The sequence below is a fragment of the Dactylococcopsis salina PCC 8305 genome, from assembly GCF_000317615.1.
GTDB lineage: Bacteria > Cyanobacteriota > Cyanobacteriia > Cyanobacteriales > Rubidibacteraceae > Halothece > Halothece salina.
Genome location: NC_019780.1, coordinates 912552 through 931757 on the forward strand (window position 1 = coordinate 912552; position 19206 = coordinate 931757).

Annotated in this window: 19 protein-coding genes; 8 read left to right on the plus strand and 11 right to left on the minus strand. The window is 43.7% G+C overall.

All coding sequences use genetic code 11. The annotated features are described in order from the left end of the window. Positions 1 to 330 precede the first annotated feature (330 nt). On the plus strand, positions 331 to 972 hold the full coding sequence (lipB, locus tag DACSA_RS04685) for a lipoyl(octanoyl) transferase LipB (RefSeq protein ID WP_015228658.1): 642 nt from the start codon (positions 331 to 333) through the stop codon (positions 970 to 972). Here lipB and DACSA_RS04690 read toward each other — a convergent pair. From DACSA_RS04690 to DACSA_RS04710, 5 genes are all read right to left on the minus strand, one after another. Next, positions 969 to 1595 carry an ATP synthase subunit B family protein gene (locus tag DACSA_RS04690; protein WP_198007634.1) on the minus strand — a complete coding sequence of 209 codons (627 nt, stop codon included), beginning with the start codon at positions 1593 to 1595 and terminating at the stop codon, positions 969 to 971. The two genes, lipB and DACSA_RS04690, sit on opposite strands and share 4 nt — an antisense overlap. Beyond that, positions 1484 to 2056: a pantetheine-phosphate adenylyltransferase gene (coaD, locus tag DACSA_RS04695; protein ID WP_015228659.1), complete on the minus strand. Its 573-nt coding sequence runs from the start codon at positions 2054 to 2056 to the stop codon at positions 1484 to 1486. Before coaD ends, DACSA_RS04690 begins: the two co-directional genes overlap by 112 nt. Positions 2057 to 2137: 81 nt before the next feature. After that, positions 2138 to 2680: a signal peptidase I gene (gene lepB, locus DACSA_RS04700; RefSeq protein WP_015228660.1), complete on the minus strand. Its 543-nt coding sequence runs from the start codon at positions 2678 to 2680 to the stop codon at positions 2138 to 2140. A 10-nt stretch (positions 2681 to 2690) separates the two neighbouring features. Further along, positions 2691 to 3980 (minus strand): dihydroorotase, encoded by a 1290-nt coding sequence (locus tag DACSA_RS04705; RefSeq protein ID WP_015228661.1) that lies wholly within the window; start codon positions 3978 to 3980, stop codon positions 2691 to 2693. Then, positions 3950 to 4135 (minus strand): hypothetical protein, encoded by a 186-nt coding sequence (locus DACSA_RS04710; RefSeq protein ID WP_015228662.1) that lies wholly within the window; start codon positions 4133 to 4135, stop codon positions 3950 to 3952. Before DACSA_RS04710 ends, DACSA_RS04705 begins: the two co-directional genes overlap by 31 nt. A gap of 318 nt (positions 4136 to 4453) precedes the next feature. Between DACSA_RS04710 and DACSA_RS04715 the strand changes: the two genes are divergently transcribed. The 4 genes from DACSA_RS04715 (at position 4454) to DACSA_RS04730 (ending at position 9707) form a co-directional block, all read left to right on the plus strand. Continuing rightward, complete coding sequence (locus DACSA_RS04715) at positions 4454 to 5242, plus strand: COP23 domain-containing protein (protein WP_015228663.1); 789 nt, start codon at positions 4454 to 4456, stop codon at positions 5240 to 5242. A gap of 970 nt (positions 5243 to 6212) precedes the next feature. After that, entirely contained in the window at positions 6213 to 8114 is a 1902-nt protein-coding gene (gene ltrA, locus DACSA_RS04720; protein ID WP_015228098.1) for a group II intron reverse transcriptase/maturase, read from the plus strand. A gap of 214 nt (positions 8115 to 8328) precedes the next feature. After that, positions 8329 to 8484, plus strand: coding sequence for a hypothetical protein (locus DACSA_RS20280; RefSeq protein ID WP_156800654.1), 156 nt, complete (start codon positions 8329 to 8331; stop codon positions 8482 to 8484). A 251-nt stretch (positions 8485 to 8735) separates the two neighbouring features. Next, positions 8736 to 9707 (plus strand): 3'(2'),5'-bisphosphate nucleotidase, encoded by a 972-nt coding sequence (locus DACSA_RS04730; protein ID WP_015228664.1) that lies wholly within the window; start codon positions 8736 to 8738, stop codon positions 9705 to 9707. A 400-nt stretch (positions 9708 to 10107) separates the two neighbouring features. Here DACSA_RS04730 and DACSA_RS04735 read toward each other — a convergent pair whose 3' ends face one another. Continuing rightward, on the minus strand, positions 10108 to 11727 hold the full coding sequence (locus DACSA_RS04735) for a glycosyltransferase family 39 protein (protein ID WP_015228665.1): 1620 nt from the start codon (positions 11725 to 11727) through the stop codon (positions 10108 to 10110). A gap of 186 nt (positions 11728 to 11913) precedes the next feature. On the opposite strand from DACSA_RS04735, the gene DACSA_RS04740 reads away from it, so the two are divergent. Beyond that, on the plus strand, positions 11914 to 13815 hold the full coding sequence (locus DACSA_RS04740; protein ID WP_015228666.1) for a cation:proton antiporter: 1902 nt from the start codon (positions 11914 to 11916) through the stop codon (positions 13813 to 13815). Between the two features lie 4 nt (positions 13816 to 13819). Here the strand turns inward: DACSA_RS04740 and DACSA_RS04745 are convergent, their stop codons facing one another. Further along, complete coding sequence (locus DACSA_RS04745) at positions 13820 to 14353, minus strand: COP23 domain-containing protein (protein WP_015228667.1); 534 nt, start codon at positions 14351 to 14353, stop codon at positions 13820 to 13822. Between the two features lie 485 nt (positions 14354 to 14838). Here DACSA_RS04745 and pyrH point away from each other — a divergent pair, with 485 nt between their 5' ends. After that, positions 14839 to 15552, plus strand: coding sequence for a UMP kinase (gene pyrH / locus DACSA_RS04750; protein ID WP_015228668.1), 714 nt, complete (start codon positions 14839 to 14841; stop codon positions 15550 to 15552). Then, complete coding sequence (gene frr / locus DACSA_RS04755; RefSeq protein ID WP_015228669.1) at positions 15549 to 16097, plus strand: ribosome recycling factor; 549 nt, start codon at positions 15549 to 15551, stop codon at positions 16095 to 16097. Before pyrH ends, frr begins: the two co-directional genes overlap by 4 nt. 6 nt (positions 16098 to 16103) lie before the next feature. Here frr and DACSA_RS04760 read toward each other — a convergent pair whose 3' ends face one another. From DACSA_RS04760 to DACSA_RS04775, 4 genes are all read right to left on the minus strand, one after another. Continuing rightward, positions 16104 to 16859, minus strand: a complete 756-nt coding sequence (locus DACSA_RS04760; protein ID WP_015228670.1) for a hypothetical protein — start codon at positions 16857 to 16859, stop codon at positions 16104 to 16106. Next, complete coding sequence (locus DACSA_RS04765; RefSeq protein ID WP_015228671.1) at positions 16856 to 17623, minus strand: RNA polymerase sigma factor SigF; 768 nt, start codon at positions 17621 to 17623, stop codon at positions 16856 to 16858. Before DACSA_RS04765 ends, DACSA_RS04760 begins: the two co-directional genes overlap by 4 nt. A gap of 262 nt (positions 17624 to 17885) precedes the next feature. Then, entirely contained in the window at positions 17886 to 18563 is a 678-nt protein-coding gene (locus DACSA_RS04770; RefSeq protein WP_015228672.1) for a uracil-DNA glycosylase, read from the minus strand. Then, positions 18556 to 19197: a bacterial microcompartment protein gene (locus DACSA_RS04775; RefSeq protein WP_015228673.1), complete on the minus strand. Its 642-nt coding sequence runs from the start codon at positions 19195 to 19197 to the stop codon at positions 18556 to 18558. The genes DACSA_RS04770 and DACSA_RS04775 overlap by 8 nt, the downstream gene beginning before the upstream one ends. Between the last annotated feature and the right edge of the window lie 9 nt (positions 19198 to 19206).

A 19206-nucleotide genomic window follows, 5' to 3' on the forward strand; every position in this document is an offset into this window, starting at 1 on the left:
ATTAGATTTTATTTTTAATTAATGAATCATCCTTGCTTCGGTTTCGCTTTCTGGCATCACAAACGTTTTTTCTTGCGATCTTTGGTGAATAAATACTAGAAAAAATCAACTGTTTTCCTTTTTCCTTAAGCAAATTTGATGTTGCTAATTTGCTTACTGATGGTAAAGGTCTTGTTGATAATTAAGGATTTTCCTCCTTGTTTGGTTTTCTTTTCTGTTTCTACCTTAACACTTTGTATTCTAGTTAACGATCGTCTTTGATGCGCTTTTTAATGGTTGTTAACATTTCTTGGTATTATCGAAAGGAAACGCATTAAAACTCGATCGAAATTGAAACGACGTTGTTGTTTAAAAAATCAAAAAACTGTCCCGTATCAGGTAGCTTGGGATCAGCAACGATCGCTGATTGCGGAACGATTAGACAACCCCCAACTGGACGATGTACTGATTTTATTAGAACATCCTCCTGTTTATACATTAGGAACAGGGGCAACGGAAAATCACCTCAAATTTGACCCCAAAAACAGTTCTATCCCGCTCTATCGCACAGAAAGAGGCGGAGAAGTTACTTATCACTGTCCAGGACAACTGGTTGGTTATCCCATCTTAAATCTGCGTTATCATCGTTGTGATCTCCACTGGTATTTAAGACAACTAGAAACAGTTTTAATCGCGACTTTGGCAGACTATGGCTTAAATGCGACGCGAGAAGCAGGATTAACAGGGGTTTGGGTAGAAGGGGTAAAAGTAGGCGCGATCGGAATCAAGGCGAAACGCTGGATCACGATGCACGGATTTTCCTTAAATGTTTGTCCTGATTTAAGTGGCTTTTCTCAGATTGTCCCTTGTGGGATCACCGATCGAGCGGTGGGAAGTATCGAGCAATTTTGCCCTGAAATCACAACTCAACAAGTTCGGAAAGACTTGATCCGCCATTTTGCCGCCGTTTTTTCCCTAGAAATCTACACCTAATTCGCCCGACGTTTCGGGTGTCGTTTGGGTTTCGGTTTTTCCTGGTGAGAAGACTGTAAAGAATCACGACCATTGCGAGTCACTTCCAACATTTGGGTTAAGCGTTGCTCTAAATCCCTTAGTACGGAAGCTGCATAATCATCCGCATCCTTTCGTAACTGTTCACATTCTGCAGATGCTTGCTGGCGTAACTTCTCAATTTCTTGTAAAGCAATCCGACAAAACTCATCACATTCTTTCTCAGTTTGAGACTGAATTTGGGCGGCTTCCTGGCGAGCTTGTTGAACAATCCGAGTCTGATTTTTAATCCGTTCCGCTTCTTGTTGAGCTTGTTTAATAATATAATCTTGATGCTCGTAAGCCTCTTTCAGAATGCTGTTTTGTTTCTTCGCAATATAAGCAGCTTCTTGGATAAAATCAGGCATATTTTCCCAAATCCGATCCATTTCCGCAAAAAACTGATCCTCATTTAAAAACTTATAAGGAGTCAGAGGAAGGTTATTGGTATTAATTATAAATTCTTCCAGTTGTCGGAATTGTTCTTGGATGGCGAGTGTTTCTGAGGAAGGTTCGTTGTTGGTTTGGTTTGAGTCTGATTCACTGTGGGAGTTTTTGCGTAACATTTATAAACATCCAGGGCGACACTTTTCGGGATTAAATGCTCAACTGAGCCGCCAAAACGAGCAATTTCTTTAACAACGCTACTACTCAGAAAACTATACTCGTTGGATGTTGCCAAGAATACAGTTTCCATCTCTTCCCAAAGGGTTTTATTGGTGTGAGCCATTTGTAACTCTTTTTCAAAGTCTGACAGCACCCGTAACCCTCGTAAAAGAACAGTAGCATCACGTTGTTTGGCATATTCTACCGTTAAGCCGACAAAACTATCGACGGTGACATTAGACAGATTTTGAGTACAGTCTTTAATTTGTTGCATCCGCTGTTCTACGGGAAAAAGAGGCGCTTTATTGGGATTACATAGAACAGCCACAATTACTTGATCAAACAGTCTTGTTCCTCGTTTAATAATATCGAGATGCCCAAAGGTAATGGGATCGAAACTACCAGGGTAAATTGCAATCACCAGTTTTAGTTCGGGAATAATTTAAAGCAGGTACAGTGGGGATTATAGTGGTATTTTGTTTTTTCTCCAAACTTTTTTTGATCACATCAGTCCAATGCGATCGAGAGGCCAAAAGCGGAACACCGCACGACCAATGACATTTTGTTCAGGGAGAAACCCCCACACATGAGAATCGTTGCTATTATTCCGATTATCTCCTAAAACAAACAGTTTATTTTTGGGAACAGTGAGGGGCGAAAGTTCATAGTTAGGAGGTTCTTTAATATAAGGTTCTTTAATCTTCATCCCGCTTAAATAAACCTTACCATTACCGACGGCGATCGTTTCACCAGAATCGCCAATCACTCGTTTAATAAAAGCCTGATTAGCATCGTAGCCATAATTTTGTAATAACTGGGGTGGATTAAAGACCACAATATCTTGAAACTCTGGAGAGGAGAAATAGTAAGAGACTTTTTCCACGACGATTCGATCGCCCACTTCTAGGGTGGGGAACATGGAATCAGAAGGAATGTAGCGCGGTTCGGCGATCAAGACACGGATGAAAAAGGCAATAATGAGCGCGATTAAGATCGCTTTTAAGTTTTCCCACAGTTCTTGCCAAATTGATTTAGATTTTTCCACTATAATTCAGTTATTTTACGTCATTAAAAAACCGATCAACGACCTGACCAGTGATTTGCTTTCCGAACCAAGGTGTGTTGGTACTGAGAGATTTTAAATTACTTTTGCACACTGTCCAAGTTTTTTTCGGATCAAATAAAATTGCTTCTGTGGTTTCCCCCACCGTACAGCGCAAAGGAGGGAGATTTAAACAGGTTTGTGGAGAAGCACTCAACGCCTGCCACAATTCTAAAGCAGTCCATTCTCCCGTTTCCACAAAGGTTTGCCACAGCAAGGGCAATGCTAATTCTAGCCCGATCGCCCCTGGTGGTGTATCAGCAAAAGCAACAGTTTTTTCCTCATAGGTGTAAGGAGTGTGATTCACTGCAATCGCATCAATTATTCCTGATTTTACCGCAGTAATCAAGGCAAGTTGATCCGATCGATCGCCCAATGGGGGACAAATATTTAAATTGGGATCATAAGTGGTAATGGCTGCGGTATTTAAAATTAAGTGCATCCAAGTGGTACTGGCTGTGATCGGGAGTCCTCTGGCTTTCCCATCGGCAATTAATTCGACACTTCGCGCTGTGGAAACTCCCATGAGATGAACGGGAGTGGGAATCACCGCCACTAATTCTAGAATGGCAGCTAAAGCCGCCGTTTCTGAGACGGCGGGATTACCAGGTAAACCCGTTTTTAAGGAGAGTTTTCCTTCTCGCATTACCCCATTTTTACTCAACGCTCGATCGCCCAACGACAACGCCACAGGTTTTCCCAATGGTTGCACATAGGTTAACACCTGATGTAATAACCCTAAATTCCCTAAAGGTTGTCCATCAGTAAACCCCACAATTCCTGTAGCCGCCAACTCTCCCAACTCCGTCATCTGTTCCCCTTTTCCTCCCACCGTCAAATCAGCCCAGAAATGGAATTTTGGCGCGTGAGAAGGAGTAAAACGTTTTAACCACTCGATCGTTGCGGGAGCGTCTAAAGGAGGCTGTGTATCGGGGAGAATCCCCACTCTTGTAAACCCACCCGCGAGAGCCGATTCTCCTAAAGAAATGAGAGTTTCCCTTTCTTCCCATCCCGGTTCGCCACTATGACTGTAAAGATCAACCAAACCAGGGGCAAAAATTAAGCCATGAGCGTCCTTAACCTCGGTTGAGGAGGGATAGTCCGTAATTTGAGGATGAATTGCTTTAATTTGGTTATTTTCGAGGAGTACATCCGCAATTCGATCGGTTTCCGATACCGTATCGAGAACACGCACCTGTTGTAAAAGTTGAGTTAACCCTGAATTTTGATCTCCGCTGTCCATATTTTCTGTTGCAATGTCCGCATTAGCTCACACTCCTCCTGTGTGATTTGTTTTTTTCCATAGATGGTTTCCATGATCTCGTCCCTTTCTTGTCGGGAGAGTTCCCCATCAATAATTGCCCGTTCTACCATACCGCGAAGTTTACCAATTTCCATTTTTCCTCTAGGAATTGATCTGAATCTTACAATACAGGAGTGAAGCCCTTGCCCCCTAAATCCCCCAATTCTGGGGGACTTTCTGATTTGCTCCCCCCCAAGTTGGGGGGTAGGGGGGCGCCATTCCTTCTACACCCGAGTGAAGCCCTTGCCCCCTAAATCCCCCAATTCTGGGGGACTTTCTGATTTGCTCCCCCCCAAGTTGGGGGGTAGGGGGGCGCCATTCCTTCTACTGTTTAAGTCCTGAAGATTGGAACTAAACCAATCCCACCACGACATATTACTTAGTAGTTTTCCATTGTTCAGGATTAATTTCTTATGTTACGCCCTTTGACGTTTAGTTTATCGACCGTTGCGATCGTTGTCAGTAGTTTTCCGCTTTCTGCTGAGGGTAATTCCTTAACCTCATCATTTCCTCAACTTTTTAGTCAAGCGCCGCAAACCGTTCCCGAAGTCATTGTCGATACGATTCCCATTGAAAATGAGCCTTCTCCCACCCCACAACCAGAAGACGTGGTAGTGGAAAGCAAACCCTCTAACCCTAATCCCACTCCCACTGCTAATGACCGTCGCTTTACCTGCGAATACAATAATGGTCAATATACCGTTATGTATAATCCCCAAAGTCAGCCCAATCAAAGTTATCCTTGGGCAATTCCTCAACAAATGGGAGGCAATTGGTCGCCAGAAAGACGCTGTAATGCGATTAGCGATCGTCTCGAAAATTATCGCCCTGATGGCTTACTAGAATTACAAACTAGCGTCATTAACAATCAAAATGTGGTTTGTGTGACAACTCAAAATGATCCCAGTTGTCGGATTGTTTTTACTGTTCCCAAAGGACAAGACCCAATTCTAACTCGCGATCGAGTCTTTGAGAACCTCGCCAGCGCTAACCAAGGACAACAAACCCAAGGCGTTACCACCTATACCAGTAATTCCAGCTTACGAGATTTATTAGGAGGACGTTCCTCGAATCAGGCTTCTCAACAAAGCAATGATAGTATTAACTTACGTCCTTTCTTAGATCGCTCGGATGGAGGAACAGGTAATCAATTACGTTCTAATTCTTCTCCTTCTCGTCTCAATCCCAACCTATTTCGCTAGATTTTGTCTAAAAGTAACTTTAAGCTACCTTCCTCTCGTAAGGGATACATTTACGGAAGTCTCGCATTCTAATAACTAAATAGCGTAATAATTTAGTACAAAACAGGATTAAATCTGTTATAATTAAAGGGTTCATCTTGCAGGTTAGGTTTCGTAAGAAACTTAGTTCTTCACCCATAGCGGGGGAGATGAATTTAACTTGTAGAACACTCTCTTTGATGGTGTTCCCTAATTTAAGGAAGGGCTATTTTTTAGCTTGGATTAGGCAAAGGCGTTAGAGTGACCGCCAAGGGGTTTGTGCGATTCGTTTCCTGTGAAATCGCAGGAGTTCCCACGAATTCCGAGGTATAAACAGGAGCATGGTTAGAACCCTTCGGGGTACAAAACCTTGACAACTTGATTTCCATGTTGGTGAGAACCTGTGGAGCAACAGCTAAGAAATAGGTAGAGTATAACTCGTTAATTCAAATCCATCCCTCTCAGGGTGTGAGAGGACAGCGTAACCCTCATCTATAGAGTTGACTACTTGAGGATGAAGCAGGGTTAAATGGGGTCACTGCTGGAAGCCTAAACTGGTAAATCCCTAGCAAGAGGCTATGTCTAGTTAACGAACCTATGTCTGAACCATCGTGATTGGCAACCTGCGTAAAGGCTGCTCGCAGGGAGCGAAATAAGCTCAAGACAAAAGGATATAAGTTTAAACCAGCTTGTATCACACCTTCAATTTGTTCGGTGGATAATAGGGGGCTAAGGTCTCAAACAATGGAATTCAGGAACGAAGTAACCCTCGTTCATACTCTTGGGATAGGTCGATTTCTCAAGTAGTCTGTCGGGACGCAATCTCTGACTCATTAGTCGGGTAGAGCGAGGGCAGGATTGGATAAGAAGCAAACGCCTTCTTTAACGAGAAGGATAAGCAGACGTATCCACTTTAGATTACGAAGATAATACGCGAAAGTAGAGTAATGTTATGAACCAAATCAGGTATAAATGTGATGCTCGGACAAAGACCTTCTTAATGCTCTGGTTAGGCTTTGGGTTTAATCTCATGGCAGAGACAGAGTGGAGTCAGATTGACTGGAAGGAGGTTGAAATACGGGTGTTTAAGCTCCAAAAGCGGATTTATCGAGCTTCTCTAAGTGGTGACGTGGCTAAAGTTCACAAACTCCAAAGATTATTGTTGAGGTCTTGGTGCGCCAAACTCCTAGCAGTAAGGCGTATTTCGCAGGATAACCAGGGTAAAAATACCGCAGGGGTGGATGGTATTAAAAGCCTAAGTCCTAAACAAAGGTTGAGCCTTGCTGAAAGCCTAACCCTTACAGGGAAAGGTAAATCCTTAAGACGGGTCTGGATTCCGAAACCAGGTCGCAAAGAAAAACGTGGCTTGGGTATTCCAGTAATGGAAGACCGTGCGAGGCAGGCTCTCCTTAAGTTGGCTTTAGAGCCTGAATGGGAGGCAAAATTTGAGCCTAACTCGTACGGATTCAGACCAGGACGCTCTTGCCATGACGCGGAACGAGCAATCTATTTAACCGTTAAACAAAAAGCCAAATGGGTTCTTGATGCGGATATTAGTAAATGCTTCGACCGTATAAATCACAATGTTCTCTTACAAAAATTAAATACAACCCCGACTATTGCCCGACAGATTCGAGCTTGGTTGAAATCGGGGGTCTTGGATAGAGGTGATTGGATGCCTACAGAGGAAGGGACACCACAAGGAGGGGTAATTAGTCCACTTTTGGCAAACATAGCCCTGCACGGACTTGAAGAGTACATAAAACAATGGGCTGAAACTTGGAAGGGAGGTAAACGGGATAACCGTTGGAGTATTTCCTTAATCAGGTATGCAGATGATTTCGTTGTTCTTCACAAGGATAAATCTGTCATCCAACAAGCGAGAAAGCTGATTGAACAGTGGTTACATGGCTTAGGCTTGGAATTAAGCGAGAGCAAGACGAGAATTTGCCACACCTTGTATGATACAGAAGAAACAAAGGCAGGGTTTGACTTTTTAGGATGGAACGTCCGACAATATAGAGTCGGGAAGAACCATACGGGAAAAAGTACGAATGGCGAGTTACTCGGATTCAAAACAATTATCAAACCTAGCGACAAAAGTATAAAGACACATTATGAAAAGATTGTTGAAGTGCTAGATTCAATGAAAGGTAAGTCTCAAGAAGCAATCATTGGAAGGCTAAACCCGATTATCATCGGCTGGTGCAACTACCACAAAACAATCTGCTCAAAAGAAACATTTTCACACATAGACAACTTAGTCTATAACAAACTACGTCGCTGGATAAAGAGCCGTCATCCCAACCAAACTCTAAAATGGTGTGAAGGTAGATACTTTCATTTGACTAAGGAGAAAAACCTAGACGGAGAAGATAGAAATGCTAAATGGGTCTTTTCTACTCCACCTGATATACCAAATTCTCCTGTTGCGGGCAAGCATGAATTACGCAAGCACGTATGGACACCAATTGAAAGACATATAAAAATCGAGGGTACGAGGTCTCCTTATGATGGAGATTGGCGGTATTGGAGTAAACGTCGGGGTGAATACCCTGGCACACCGAAACGGGTTGCTACACTGATGAAGCAACAGAAAGGAAAATGCGCTCGTTGTGGACTTTACGTTAAGGATGAAGATGTAGTGGAGGTTGACCACATCGTCCCTAAAGCTGAAGGGGGCAAAGACCATTACAAGAATTTGCAGTTACTTCATCGTCATTGTCACCATCAGAAAACTGCTGAAGACCGACAACGACAAATGGATAATAAGGGGCGAAAGAAAGCCCAGAAGAAAACAAAGAAAGGTCGTAAATCGGAAACTAGACAGGGAAGTTCTGTTAGTACAGCGTAGTTTGGAGAGGAGCGGTATGAAGCGAAAGTTTCACGTGCCGTTCTGAAGCCGAGTCAAGAGGGCGACCTCTTGGCTTAGGTTAACAGATAGATTTGAAGGAGAATGCCCATCATTTGTTTGCACTTCAACTCACTCAAACCGAAAAGAGCCTTACTTTTTTAAGTAAGGTTATAGGACAAACGAACTCTTACGGTTTCTACCGTTTTGTTCCGTTATGCCACTCACTCCAGACACTTTTTTGCAGAAACTATCTCCTGAAATTTTGGGTAGTTTATCTGAGGAACAATTAACCGCAATTCGGGAAATGTTAGCGGAGGCGTTACCGAAATCGTCTCCGAAATTAGTTGATATTCGCTGGCGTATCAATTGAATTTTTGCTCACTATTATGTTGTGTTTCTCGTTGGACGCGATCGACGCCAACAAAAACGTTATCGTTTTCTTAGCAACATTACCAAAGTGGGGAATACTATCACTTACGCGCTTTTGGTCATGTTAGTTTTATTTATGTTCGCCTACACGCTGAAATCTTGGGTTGGGATTGACATTTTTCCCGACAAGCATTTAGATGATTTTATCAAGTTAATTTTTGACCATATTTTTAATTGAATAAATCAACAAGAATGGCTTACGAAAAAGAATTACAAGTCGGAATTGAAGCGAGTTTAAGTGCTGCGAAATTGTGCCAAGCGGTACGGGGGAATATTCCCGATCGCATCGAAAAACAAGACCGCTCTCCTGTCACCATAGCAGATTTTGGCTCACAGGCAATTATCTGTCGTGCTTTAGCTGAAGCCTTTCCTAATGATCCAGTGGTGGGAGAAGAAGATGCGACCGCGCTTCGATCGTCGGAGATGTCTGAGCAATTAGCACAAGTTACCGAATATGTCAAGCAAGAAATCCCTAACGTTAGCACCGAAGATGTTACCCAGTGGATTGATCATGGGAATGGTGAACCGAGTCAGCGCTTTTGGACATTAGACCCCATTGATGGCACAAAAGGCTTTTTGAGAGGGGATCAATACGCGATCGCGCTGGCTTTAATCGAAGAAGGAGAAGTGAAAGTGGGAATTTTAGCCTGTCCTGCTTTATCCCTTGATTTAGCCCCTCCTCTCAACGAAGAAGGCTTATTATTCGTGGCGGTGCGCGGTGAAGGAACAAAAGTTCGTTCCCTCAAAACAGATGAATTTACCGCGATTCGGGTGGCTTCTCCCGACGATGAGGAGCATTTACGGTTTGTGGAGAGCGTAGAAGTCGCTCACGGGGATCAAAGTCAACAAAGCGCGATCGCGCAACAAGCGGGAATTAAAAGCCCCTCCCTGCGAATGGATAGTCAAGCCAAATATGGCGCAGTCGCCTCTGGAGCCGCCGCCCTGTATTTAAGACTTCCCTCCCCAAAACAGCCCGACTACCGAGAAAACATTTGGGATCACGCAGCAGGAGTGATTGTTGCCGAAGAAGCAGGGGGACGAGCCAGCGATATGTATGGCAAACCCTTAGATTTTTCCGTCGGGGCTAAACTCTTCCAAAATCGTGGGGTTGTCGTTAGTAATGGCTCTCTCCATGAAGCCGTTTTAGCTGCCTTAAACAAATGATCAACAGTAGGTTGGGTAAAACCCAACAGTCAAATGTAGGTTGGGTGAAACCCAACACCCAAATGTAGGTTGGGTGGAGAGCAACGAAACCCAACAATAATTAGTCATTGGTCATTGGTCATTGGTCATTGGTCATTAGTCTATTGTAGGTTGGGTGGAGGTAACGAAACCCAACAATAATTAGTCATTAGTCATTGGTCATTGGTCATTAGTCATTGAAAAACAAAGGACAAAGGACGAAGGACGAAGGACAAAAATGTAGGTGGGGTGGAGAGCAACGAAACCCAACACCCACTATAAGCAATTACCTAAACCTGATAAACCATTCGCCCCCTAACCCCCAATTCTGGGGGGACTTGGTTAAGGGGTTCTCACAAATGAAAGTAGATTCTAAATTCGATCAATTATTATTCTCAGGAGTAACTAAATTCCAGTTCGGAGGAGCTTGATAATTTTGTTCAGAATTTTCCGCCAAAGATAGCTGTTGAAACGTTTTCTGATCCACCAAAAAATAGGCTTGTGGTGTCTTTTCCCAATACATTTTTAACTCCTCATTCGTCACCGCAATCACTCGCCTTTGAGCGTAAAAATTCAAGGAAGGACGCTCGTAAGCAAAAGACGTATAAATCGGGACATCTGGCGGAACTTGATCTCGAATGAGCATCGCCACTGGTTTAACGGGATAGGCTTCATTTAACTCCCAAAGCCAATGAGGAGAGAGTACCAGTAAAACCAGAGAAACATACATTCCCCAAGTCAAAATGTTAATAAATTGGGGATTTCGTCGTAAAATTAAACCGCCACTGATGCCAGTGGTTAACGCCACCGCCAAGAAGATTACCGCTAACTTTTGGCTCATTGCTTCCTCTAAGCCAGAATAAACACTTGCTCCTAACCCCACCACTGCTAGGAAAAGTAATAATCCTCCCCAATAACGAGAATAAGATTTTTCACGAGGATAACGGAAGATTTCTGCTAACATTCTGCCACCCGCTAAAGCCAAAGCTGGATAAAGGGGCAAAATGTACCAAGGTAACTTCGTACTCATCGCAGAGATAACCAGAAAATAAACCCCACTCCAGACTAAAACTAACTTTGACCAACTCCAAATTCGATCGTGCCAAGCGAGATGTAGCCCCCAAGCAGAAAAAATCAGCCAAGGCAAAAAATGGAGCAAACGCTGGAAATAATACCAAGGTGGCCCCCCATTATCATCCACCGCTTGCCAAACTCGACTCAAAGACTGAGAAAAAACTGCGGTCTCAATAAAAGCCTCTTGATAGTGTAACCATTGAAAACCATACCAAGCGCCAACAGGTAAACAACCGAGGAGAATCCCTCCCCAAAAATAGAAACTACGGTAAAGACGTGGTGTATCCCAAGCAAGAAAACCAAACGCAATTCCCCCCAATAACAGCGCCATCATTCCTTTCGTCAGTCCAATTAAACTTAAACTGATGCCGATGCCAAAACACCAACGCAAATCACGGCGCGATCGAAGCACAGACCACATTAACAAAATTGAAAAACAAACCACCGCCCCCTCTAGCATCGCCAAACGACCGTGACGAACTAACGGTAACGTGGTTAAATAAATCAGAGCCGAGAATAGAGCGGGTTGGCGAGACAAAAAAACCTCTTTTCCCAACGCATAAAACAAGGGAACAGAAACCGCCATCAATAAAGCGGAAGGAAGACGAGCCATGGTTTCATTTACGCCCCCCAAACGATAAAACGTGGCAATGAGATTATGAACTAACGGCGGTTTATTCAAATAAGGCTTGTCCCAAAGCGTGGGAAATAACCATCGATCGGTGTTTTCAGGGGCTTGAAAAATCTCTCGCGCCACTTGCGCCACCGTCCCCTCATCCCAATCTCGAAGCGGTAAATCCCCTAAATTAATGGTAAATAAGAATAACCCTGCCATCAGCAGGGCGATGATAATCAATCTTTCTGTCCAAGCATTGTGGTTACGAATCCGATTCGTTGATCCATCCCCCGTAAAAGTTTGACGATCCATAAGTTGATTTGAGCGCGATTATCTCTAGAGATAACACAACTGTTGCAGTAATCAGTAACCAGTGAGCCATTACCCATAATCAGTTGTTATACCTAGCTTTTCCAAACCAGATGATAAAATGGCTAAAACCCTTTTTTATCAAATTGCCCGATCGTCAAATTATCGCTCCCAACACAACTCTGATTTATGGAAGGATCATTTACCATTACTCTCCAAATCGTGATCGCGGTTTTTGCTGGCATTACCGCTCAAGTCTTGGGAGAAACCCTTAAAATCCCTGGGATTGTTTTTCTCCTGCTGATTGGGGTCGCTTTAGGAGCAGATGGACTCGGTATTCTCTACCCCGATAAATTGGGAATGGGATTAGAAGTCATTGTCGCGCTTCTTGTTGCCATCATCCTATTTGAAGGTGGACTCAATCTCGAATTAAGAGACTTAGGACGAGTTTCCAGCAGTCTGCGTAATCTGGTCACCATTGGCACTGGCATCACCCTTTTTGGCGGCAGTATGGCTGCCCATTGGCTCGGAGAATTTCCTTGGCAATTGGCGTTTCTCTACGCTTCTCTGGTGGTGGTAACAGGTCCCACTGTCATTAGTCCTTTATTAAAGCAAGTGGCGGTCGATCGACAAGTGGCGACAATTTTGGAAGGAGAAGGGGTACTCATTGACCCTGTTGGTGCAATTTTAGCAGTAGTCGTTCTCGATACCATCCTCAACAGTGAAGCGGGTGTGATGGAAGTTTTAAATGGACTACTGTTGCGCGGTGGCATTGGTATTATTATCGGTTTAGTCGGTGGGGCGATTATGGGACTGCTTTTAAAAAAGCCCTTAAATTTCCTCTCAGAAGACTTAAAAAATCTCGTGGTCTTAGCTGGGGTTTGGGGATTATTTGGCGTTTCCCAGATGATTCGCAGTGAGTCGGGATTAATGGCGGTGGTTTTAGCTGGTGTTGTGGTGCGCTCCTTATCTGTACCAGAAGAACGGATGCTCAGACGCTTTAAGGGACAATTGACCATGTTGGGAGTTTCCGTTTTGTTCATTCTCCTAGCGGCTGACCTTTCCATTGCTAGTGTCTTCGCTCTTGGTTGGGGAAGTGTTCTCACCGTCTTATGTTTAATGTTCTTGGTGCGTCCTCTCAGTGTTTTTGTTTGTACCATCGGAAGCCGTTTAAATTGGCGACAAAAACTATTTATCAGTTGGGTGGGACCGAAAGGCATTGTTTCCGCTTCCGTTGCGTCTTTATTTGCGATTTTGCTCACCCAACGCGGCATTACAGGGGGAGATTCCTTAAAAGCCATTGTCTTCTTAACAATAATGATGACAGTGGTGATTCAAGGGTTAACCGCTCGTTGGGTGGCGCGTGGCTTAAAACTTACTTCTGAAGGGACAACCGGAGCGGTAATTATTGGTTGTAATGCTTTGGGATGTTTATTGGGAGAGTTATTCCAACAGGAGGGAGAATCAGTGGTAATGATTGATACTGATCCCGAAGCCTGTGAAGGTGCTGAAGCGGTGAATTTGAATGTGATTCAAAGTAGTGGGTTAGATGAAAGCGTGTTAGAGGAAGCGGGAATTGAGTCTTTGGGAACGTTTTTGGCGATGACGAATAATGGCGAAGTGAATTTAGTTCTCGCCCAAAGAGCGTTAGAGGAGTTTCAACCGCCGCGAGTGTTTGCCGCTTTTCCGAAAAACTCGAAAGCTCGCACACCAGCCAATAAAACTAAGGTTAATCAGGCGTTTATGTCGGAAATTCCGATTAAAGTCTGGAATGAATATGTGGATGAAGGAAAAATTAAGTTAGGTCATACGGTGTTACGAGAAGAAGGCTTTTCTTTTCAGCAAGCGCATTTACAAGCACTGATTCGCTCTGGAGAGTTACTTCCTCTACTGATTAAACGACAAGATAGTTTACAGGTGGTAAAAGCGGATCAAGAATGGCAACCTGGAGAAGAAATTTTTTATATACTTCATGATCCGCGACCCAAATTGTTAAAACGTCTTTCGGGAGGGGAAACCGCCTCTCGGTTAGCCATAGAGCGTTTAGCAGAAGTGGAAGAAGTGTCGCTTGCGACTCCAGAAAGTAATTAGAAACTTACAGGAAGTTGAAGACTCCGAAATTGATCCGAGTGGGAAAATCACCACGAGTGCGAGGGGGCTTGAAATCAGCCGCGATGAGTTCGTAAAGGACAACATCTGGATTTTTATCGGTTTCTAGGGGGAAAAGAACCTGTTCAGGGTTGCAACCTGATTCGGATGTGTTTTTGAGGCAAATTACTGATTCTCCATCCACTTCTCCCGACATTAAAGATAAGCTGGTGAGTTGTCCTTCTTCGTGAAAGGTTTGTAGTTTCTGGGACACTTCTTGACAAAGGGATAAAGCTCTCTCTGGAGAACTGAAATATTCCTCTGACCAATTGATTAGGGGAATCGGATTTGGGTTTTCACTGCTCATCATACCAGTGATAATGGTGCTTGGTGTCTCTTGGCTGAGGTCACAGCGAAACATCTCTTGGGGAGAGGAATTGGCAGACTGCTGCATATTTTCTGCTTCTTGAGCGGTGCTAGGAAGAGCAGTTGCTGTTACGGCAAATAGCGGGATGAAAGCGGTTAAAAGTTGGGTTTTCATAGTAATTACCAGTGAGGAGAATATTGGATTGGGTTGATTCAAGGCTTTCTTTTTACATCTATATGATAAAAAATTTTTGCTCAAAGTTCCTTTTTTCTTAATTAAATGTTTGAGGAGACTTGAGCATCGATCGGGCTTGGTATAATCCCCCCTAACCCCCCTTCGTAAGGGGGGATAACGTTTGAGGGGAAATAAGTGTGATTTGGATTGGTATAATCCCCCCTAACCCCCCTTCGTAAGGGGGGGATAACGTTTGAGGGGACTTGAGCGTCGATCGGGCTTGGTATAATCCCCCCTAACCCCCCTTCGTAAGGGGGGGATAACGTTCCTAACCCCCCTTCGTAAGGGGGGGAATCTGTGGTAGCACTAATTGTTGAAAATGGTATAAATAATGTCGGTGGCAACGAAACATGATTTAATTGGTTAGATTCACCAAACTAAAAGGATAATTGCTAAGGAAAAGGGTTTCAGACCCCTGATTAATGATGAGTTATAAAAGGGTTTTACTAAAATTAAGTGGTGAGGCTCTTATGGGTTCTCATCACTATGGCATTGACCCCACTGTGGTCAGCGAAATTGCTCAAGAAGTTGCAGAAATTGTCAACACGGGCGTGGAAATGGCGATCGTGGTCGGTGGTGGAAACATCTTTCGCGGTGTGAAAGCCGCTTCGGCGGGGATGGATCGAGCAACTGCCGATTACATTGGTATGATTGCGACGGTAATGAATGCTTTGACTTTACAAGATGCTTTAGAGCAAGAGGGGATTCCTACCCGAGTCCAAAGTGCAATTACAATGCAACAAGTGGCTGAACCGTATATTAGGCGACGGGCGATTCGCCACTTGGAAAAAAAACGAGTGGTGATTTTTGCGGCGGGTTCGGGAAATCCCTTTTTTACCACTGATACTACCGCCGCTTTACGGGCTGCGGAAATTGATGCGGAAGTCTTATTCAAGGCGACACAAGTGGATGGGGTTTATGATAGTGATCCCCAGACGAATCCCAATGCGCGTTTGTTTGAAACCATCACTTATACTTATGTTTTAAGTGAAAATTTACGGGTGATGGATGGCAGCGCGATCGCGCTCTGTCGAGATAATAACATTCCCATTGTTATTTTTAATCTCCGACAACGAGGCAATATCATGCGCGTTGTCAAAGGAGAATCTGTTGGAACATTGGTCGGAGGAACACCATGAAATTGTCAGACGTGGAAACGAAAATGAAAAAAGCGATTGATGCGACGCAACAGTCTTTCAATAGCTTACGCACGGGACGAGCGAATGCTTCAGTATTGGATCGGGTAATGGTGGAATACTATGGCATGGAAACGCCCCTGAAATCCCTGGCTAACATTAGCACGCCAGATGCGACGACGATAACCATTCAACCTTACGATAAAGGGAGTTTGCAACAAATCGAAAAGGCGATCTCGATGTCAGATATTGGCTTAACCCCTAATAATGACGGTGAGATGGTGCGCTTAAATATCCCTCCCCTCACCAGCGATCGTCGCCAAGAATTGGTTAAAATTGCTGGCAAATATGCAGAAGAGGGACGAGTTTCCATTCGCAACATCCGCCGAGATGCGATCGAGGAAGTGCGAAAAGCGGAGAAAAAACACGAACTTTCCGAAGACGAAGCTCGTGATATTCAAGATAAAATCCAGAAACTCACCGATAAATATGTCGCCAAAGTCGATGAAATCTTAAAAGCAAAAGAAGAGGACATCAGCACCGTTTAAGCCCAATTAAATAGCAGGAGGAGGCGGCGGCGGTAAAACCGACTGCTCTGTCTCCTCTGTCTCTTCTGTCTCCTCTGGCTGGGCGACTGCTACTGCCTTAATCACTTCTTGATCCACGCCTAACTCCTCTAAAACGACCGTTGGCGTTGGTCTGTCCTCCATATTGATTCGCTTTAACAACACTTGACCACCAGCGATAAAGTTGCCAGGACGCACATAACGACTGTTAGGATCATTGGGCGCTTTTAAGATCGCAACCGCACTATTCCCGATTCTGATTGCACCTTGAACTTGTACCGCTCTCGCAATCTCAGGTTGAGGAGGCGCTTGCGGTGAACCCTCTGACGGTAAACTCGGTAACGATTCAGGTGATTCTCCGTCCTCTCCCGTCGCTGCTTCTCCTTCCTCTGCTGCTTCCCTTTGTGCTTCCAATGTCTCTATTTCCGCTTGCGATTGTTGAGGAGGAACGGGAAATAACGAAAAGGGATCGTTGCGTCTTTCTCCAGGAGTTTCCCCTCGTTCTTGCACAAATTCTTCTGGATTAGTGGCTTGTTTCAATCCGACAACGGTACTGCTTTCGGACTGAGGTTCTTCTGCTGTTTCTTCCTGTTCTTTTTCTTCTTCGTCGGGTTGTTCCTCTGGAGAGGATTCAGTTTGTGGGTTTTGCGTGGTTTCCGATTCTGTATCCGATTCAGGAAGTTTGCAACTGCTGAGGGACAACAGAGCAATTACTAAAATCTGGAGCAACAACAGCCTTTTCATAACATCTTACTTTTGAGTAATTTTAACCCTTTCTTCATCCGACGAGACACTATCACCACGCTCACCCCCAACATTTCTGCGGCTTCTTTCTGTGTGAGATCATGTAAAAAGACAAATTCTAGCACTTGTCTGATTTTGTCTTCTAATCCGACTAAACCTTGTTGTAATCGGATTTGGTCTTCTTGAGCAAGTTGAAAACTACGATATTGAGCGTCAGGTACTAACTCACCCAGACTGGTGGTTTCGTCTCCCTCTCCTGATCCTAATGGCAAGTCTAAGCTCAAAACTTCCCGATTTTTGGCTGCTAATTTTACGTTCTCCCATTCTTTCATGGAAACGTTTAGCGCTTCAGCAATTTCTGTGTCTGTGGGTTGACGGTTTAATTTTTCTCTTAACTGACTGGTTACTTTTACGGCTTGTTGTCTTAATTCTAGCCAGCGTCTAGGAATTTTTACGGTGTTGCTTCGATCGCGCAAATAGTGCTGAATTTCCCCACGAATATAGGGAATGGCAAAGGAACTAAAAGCGTTTCCTTTTGATAACTGAAACCGCTCGATCGCGCGGATTAAACCAATACAACCCACCTGAATTAAGTCTTCATAATTTTCGCCACACTGATGCACCCAATGGTGAGCTTCTTTGCGAACCAAGCCCAAATTTAATTCTACAATACAGTTACGGGTGACTTGGCTGGGATTTTCTTGGTAACTTTTCAGGAGTTCCAAGCTGTTTTGTTTGACGTTTTCAGTGAGAGGAGAAGGCATGATATTTTGGTCGATCGGGACTTAGCTATAAAGATTGTATATTTTTCTATTTAAGAGGAATTTAAGTTAACGTTTATTTACCTTAAAGAGTTAGTTTTTATGACTAACCTTTTCTCATACACAACCTGATCTTAAAGCTATTGTCCCCTTTTTACAACCGTATAATTACAGTTTCATCTCCTGATCATTTTTCTTTCCCCAAAGCAATTTTCTATTTCTTTCTTTAGTTAGATATCTAGTTTCAATTAATGTGTAATTAGAATCACTTATGGTTAGTTCTCATTGCCTTTAATTGCTGGCTAACATTCTGAATATCCTGCCACATTAACCACTTGGGTTTACCCTTTTCTCGCGAAGGATTTCTTAACAAATAAGCAGGATGAAAAATTGCCATCGCCCAACGTCCTTCCCACTGTAACCATTGACCGCGAATTTTACTAATTGCCTTTTTTTCTCCTGTTAGCCCCTTAAAAGCAGTCGCACCAGTAAACAAAATAATCAGTGGGTCAACCAATGCCACCTGTTCCAACAAATAAGGTTTACAAGCATTAATTTCCTTCGCCGTCGGGGTGCGATTTTGAGGAGGACGACACTTAACAATATTGGAAATATAAACATCCTTTTCTACACTTAACGCCACAGAAGCGAGAATCTGGTCTAATAATTGTCCTGACCTTCCCACAAACGGTAAACCTTGCTCATCCTCACTTTGTCCGGGTGCTTCGCCAATAATCATCACATCAGCATTCTTATTGCCTCGACTCACCACCACCTGCGATCGCGTTTGGGATAGCTCACATCGTTGACACTGCCGACAGTGACTTTCTAATTGCTCTAAATCACTATAAGTTTGTCTAGGAATCGGAATATTGGCATCATAGGGAATCTTTTCCCATTGTGATTGATTCTCAAAAAGATTAGTTTGTTGAGGATTATTCATTGGTTTTTACTTCTACCCGTTCTCGTCCACGTACATTTTCAATTGCTCCTTTTACCGCATGAGAAGCCGCGATAATTTCCCGTTCTTCTCCTCCGAGATACAAACGTCCAAAACTCCCCACTGCGGAAACTTGTAAGATGTTAATATTAGCGGCTTTTTCCGCTTCATTGGCAGCTAAAGCGGCAAACGCGGCTGGTTCTACTTCAAACACATATAAACTTTCTCCCTTCAACAACATATGTCCGCGACGAGTGCGATTAATCAGTTGTGCTTGATGAGCATCAATATTGCGAATAATCTGACTAGAAACCACTCTCGGTTTTAAGCCATCTTTTTCCGAAACCCCTAAAGCATCTAAAATCGCTCTCCCAGCGATGGTGACATCTCCTTTTTGCGAAGAATGAATTTCTAACAAACCATATAACCGTTCTACCGCTTGTACTCCAGGACGGACATTGGTTGCTTTCAGTGCGACATCAGTAATGCGGTTAATTTCAATGCCAGGGGAGATTTCAATCCAGAGGGAAGTATCCCCAGGAAGCGGTAAAAATCCTAAAGACACAGTTCCCATATAAGCTGCGTGTTGCGCTTGTAGGCTATCTAAATAAACATAACTCCGAAGCTCGATACCCAAAAGAGATTC

Excerpts from the sequence above, each read along its gene's own strand:
- DACSA_RS04690 (WP_198007634.1), bottom strand. The coding sequence starts at position 1,595 with ATGTTACGCAAAAACTCCCACAGTGAATCAGACTCAAACCAAACCAAC.
- DACSA_RS04705 (WP_015228661.1), bottom strand. The coding sequence starts at position 3,980 with ATGGACAGCGGAGATCAAAATTCAGGGTTAACTCAACTTTTACAACAG.
- DACSA_RS04710 (WP_015228662.1), bottom strand. The coding sequence starts at position 4,135 with ATGGAAATTGGTAAACTTCGCGGTATGGTAGAACGGGCAATTATTGAT.
- DACSA_RS04715 (WP_015228663.1), top strand. The coding sequence starts at position 4,454 with ATGTTACGCCCTTTGACGTTTAGTTTATCGACCGTTGCGATCGTTGTC.
- ltrA (WP_015228098.1), top strand. The coding sequence starts at position 6,213 with ATGAACCAAATCAGGTATAAATGTGATGCTCGGACAAAGACCTTCTTA.
- DACSA_RS20280 (WP_156800654.1), top strand. The coding sequence starts at position 8,329 with ATGCCACTCACTCCAGACACTTTTTTGCAGAAACTATCTCCTGAAATT.
- DACSA_RS04730 (WP_015228664.1), top strand. The coding sequence starts at position 8,736 with ATGGCTTACGAAAAAGAATTACAAGTCGGAATTGAAGCGAGTTTAAGT.
- DACSA_RS04735 (WP_015228665.1), bottom strand. The coding sequence starts at position 11,727 with ATGGATCGTCAAACTTTTACGGGGGATGGATCAACGAATCGGATTCGT.
- DACSA_RS04740 (WP_015228666.1), top strand. The coding sequence starts at position 11,914 with ATGGAAGGATCATTTACCATTACTCTCCAAATCGTGATCGCGGTTTTT.
- DACSA_RS04745 (WP_015228667.1), bottom strand. The coding sequence starts at position 14,353 with ATGAAAACCCAACTTTTAACCGCTTTCATCCCGCTATTTGCCGTAACA.
- pyrH (WP_015228668.1), top strand. The coding sequence starts at position 14,839 with ATGAGTTATAAAAGGGTTTTACTAAAATTAAGTGGTGAGGCTCTTATG.
- frr (WP_015228669.1), top strand. The coding sequence starts at position 15,549 with ATGAAATTGTCAGACGTGGAAACGAAAATGAAAAAAGCGATTGATGCG.
- DACSA_RS04760 (WP_015228670.1), bottom strand. The coding sequence starts at position 16,859 with ATGAAAAGGCTGTTGTTGCTCCAGATTTTAGTAATTGCTCTGTTGTCC.
- DACSA_RS04765 (WP_015228671.1), bottom strand. The coding sequence starts at position 17,623 with ATGCCTTCTCCTCTCACTGAAAACGTCAAACAAAACAGCTTGGAACTC.
- DACSA_RS04770 (WP_015228672.1), bottom strand. The coding sequence starts at position 18,563 with ATGAATAATCCTCAACAAACTAATCTTTTTGAGAATCAATCACAATGG.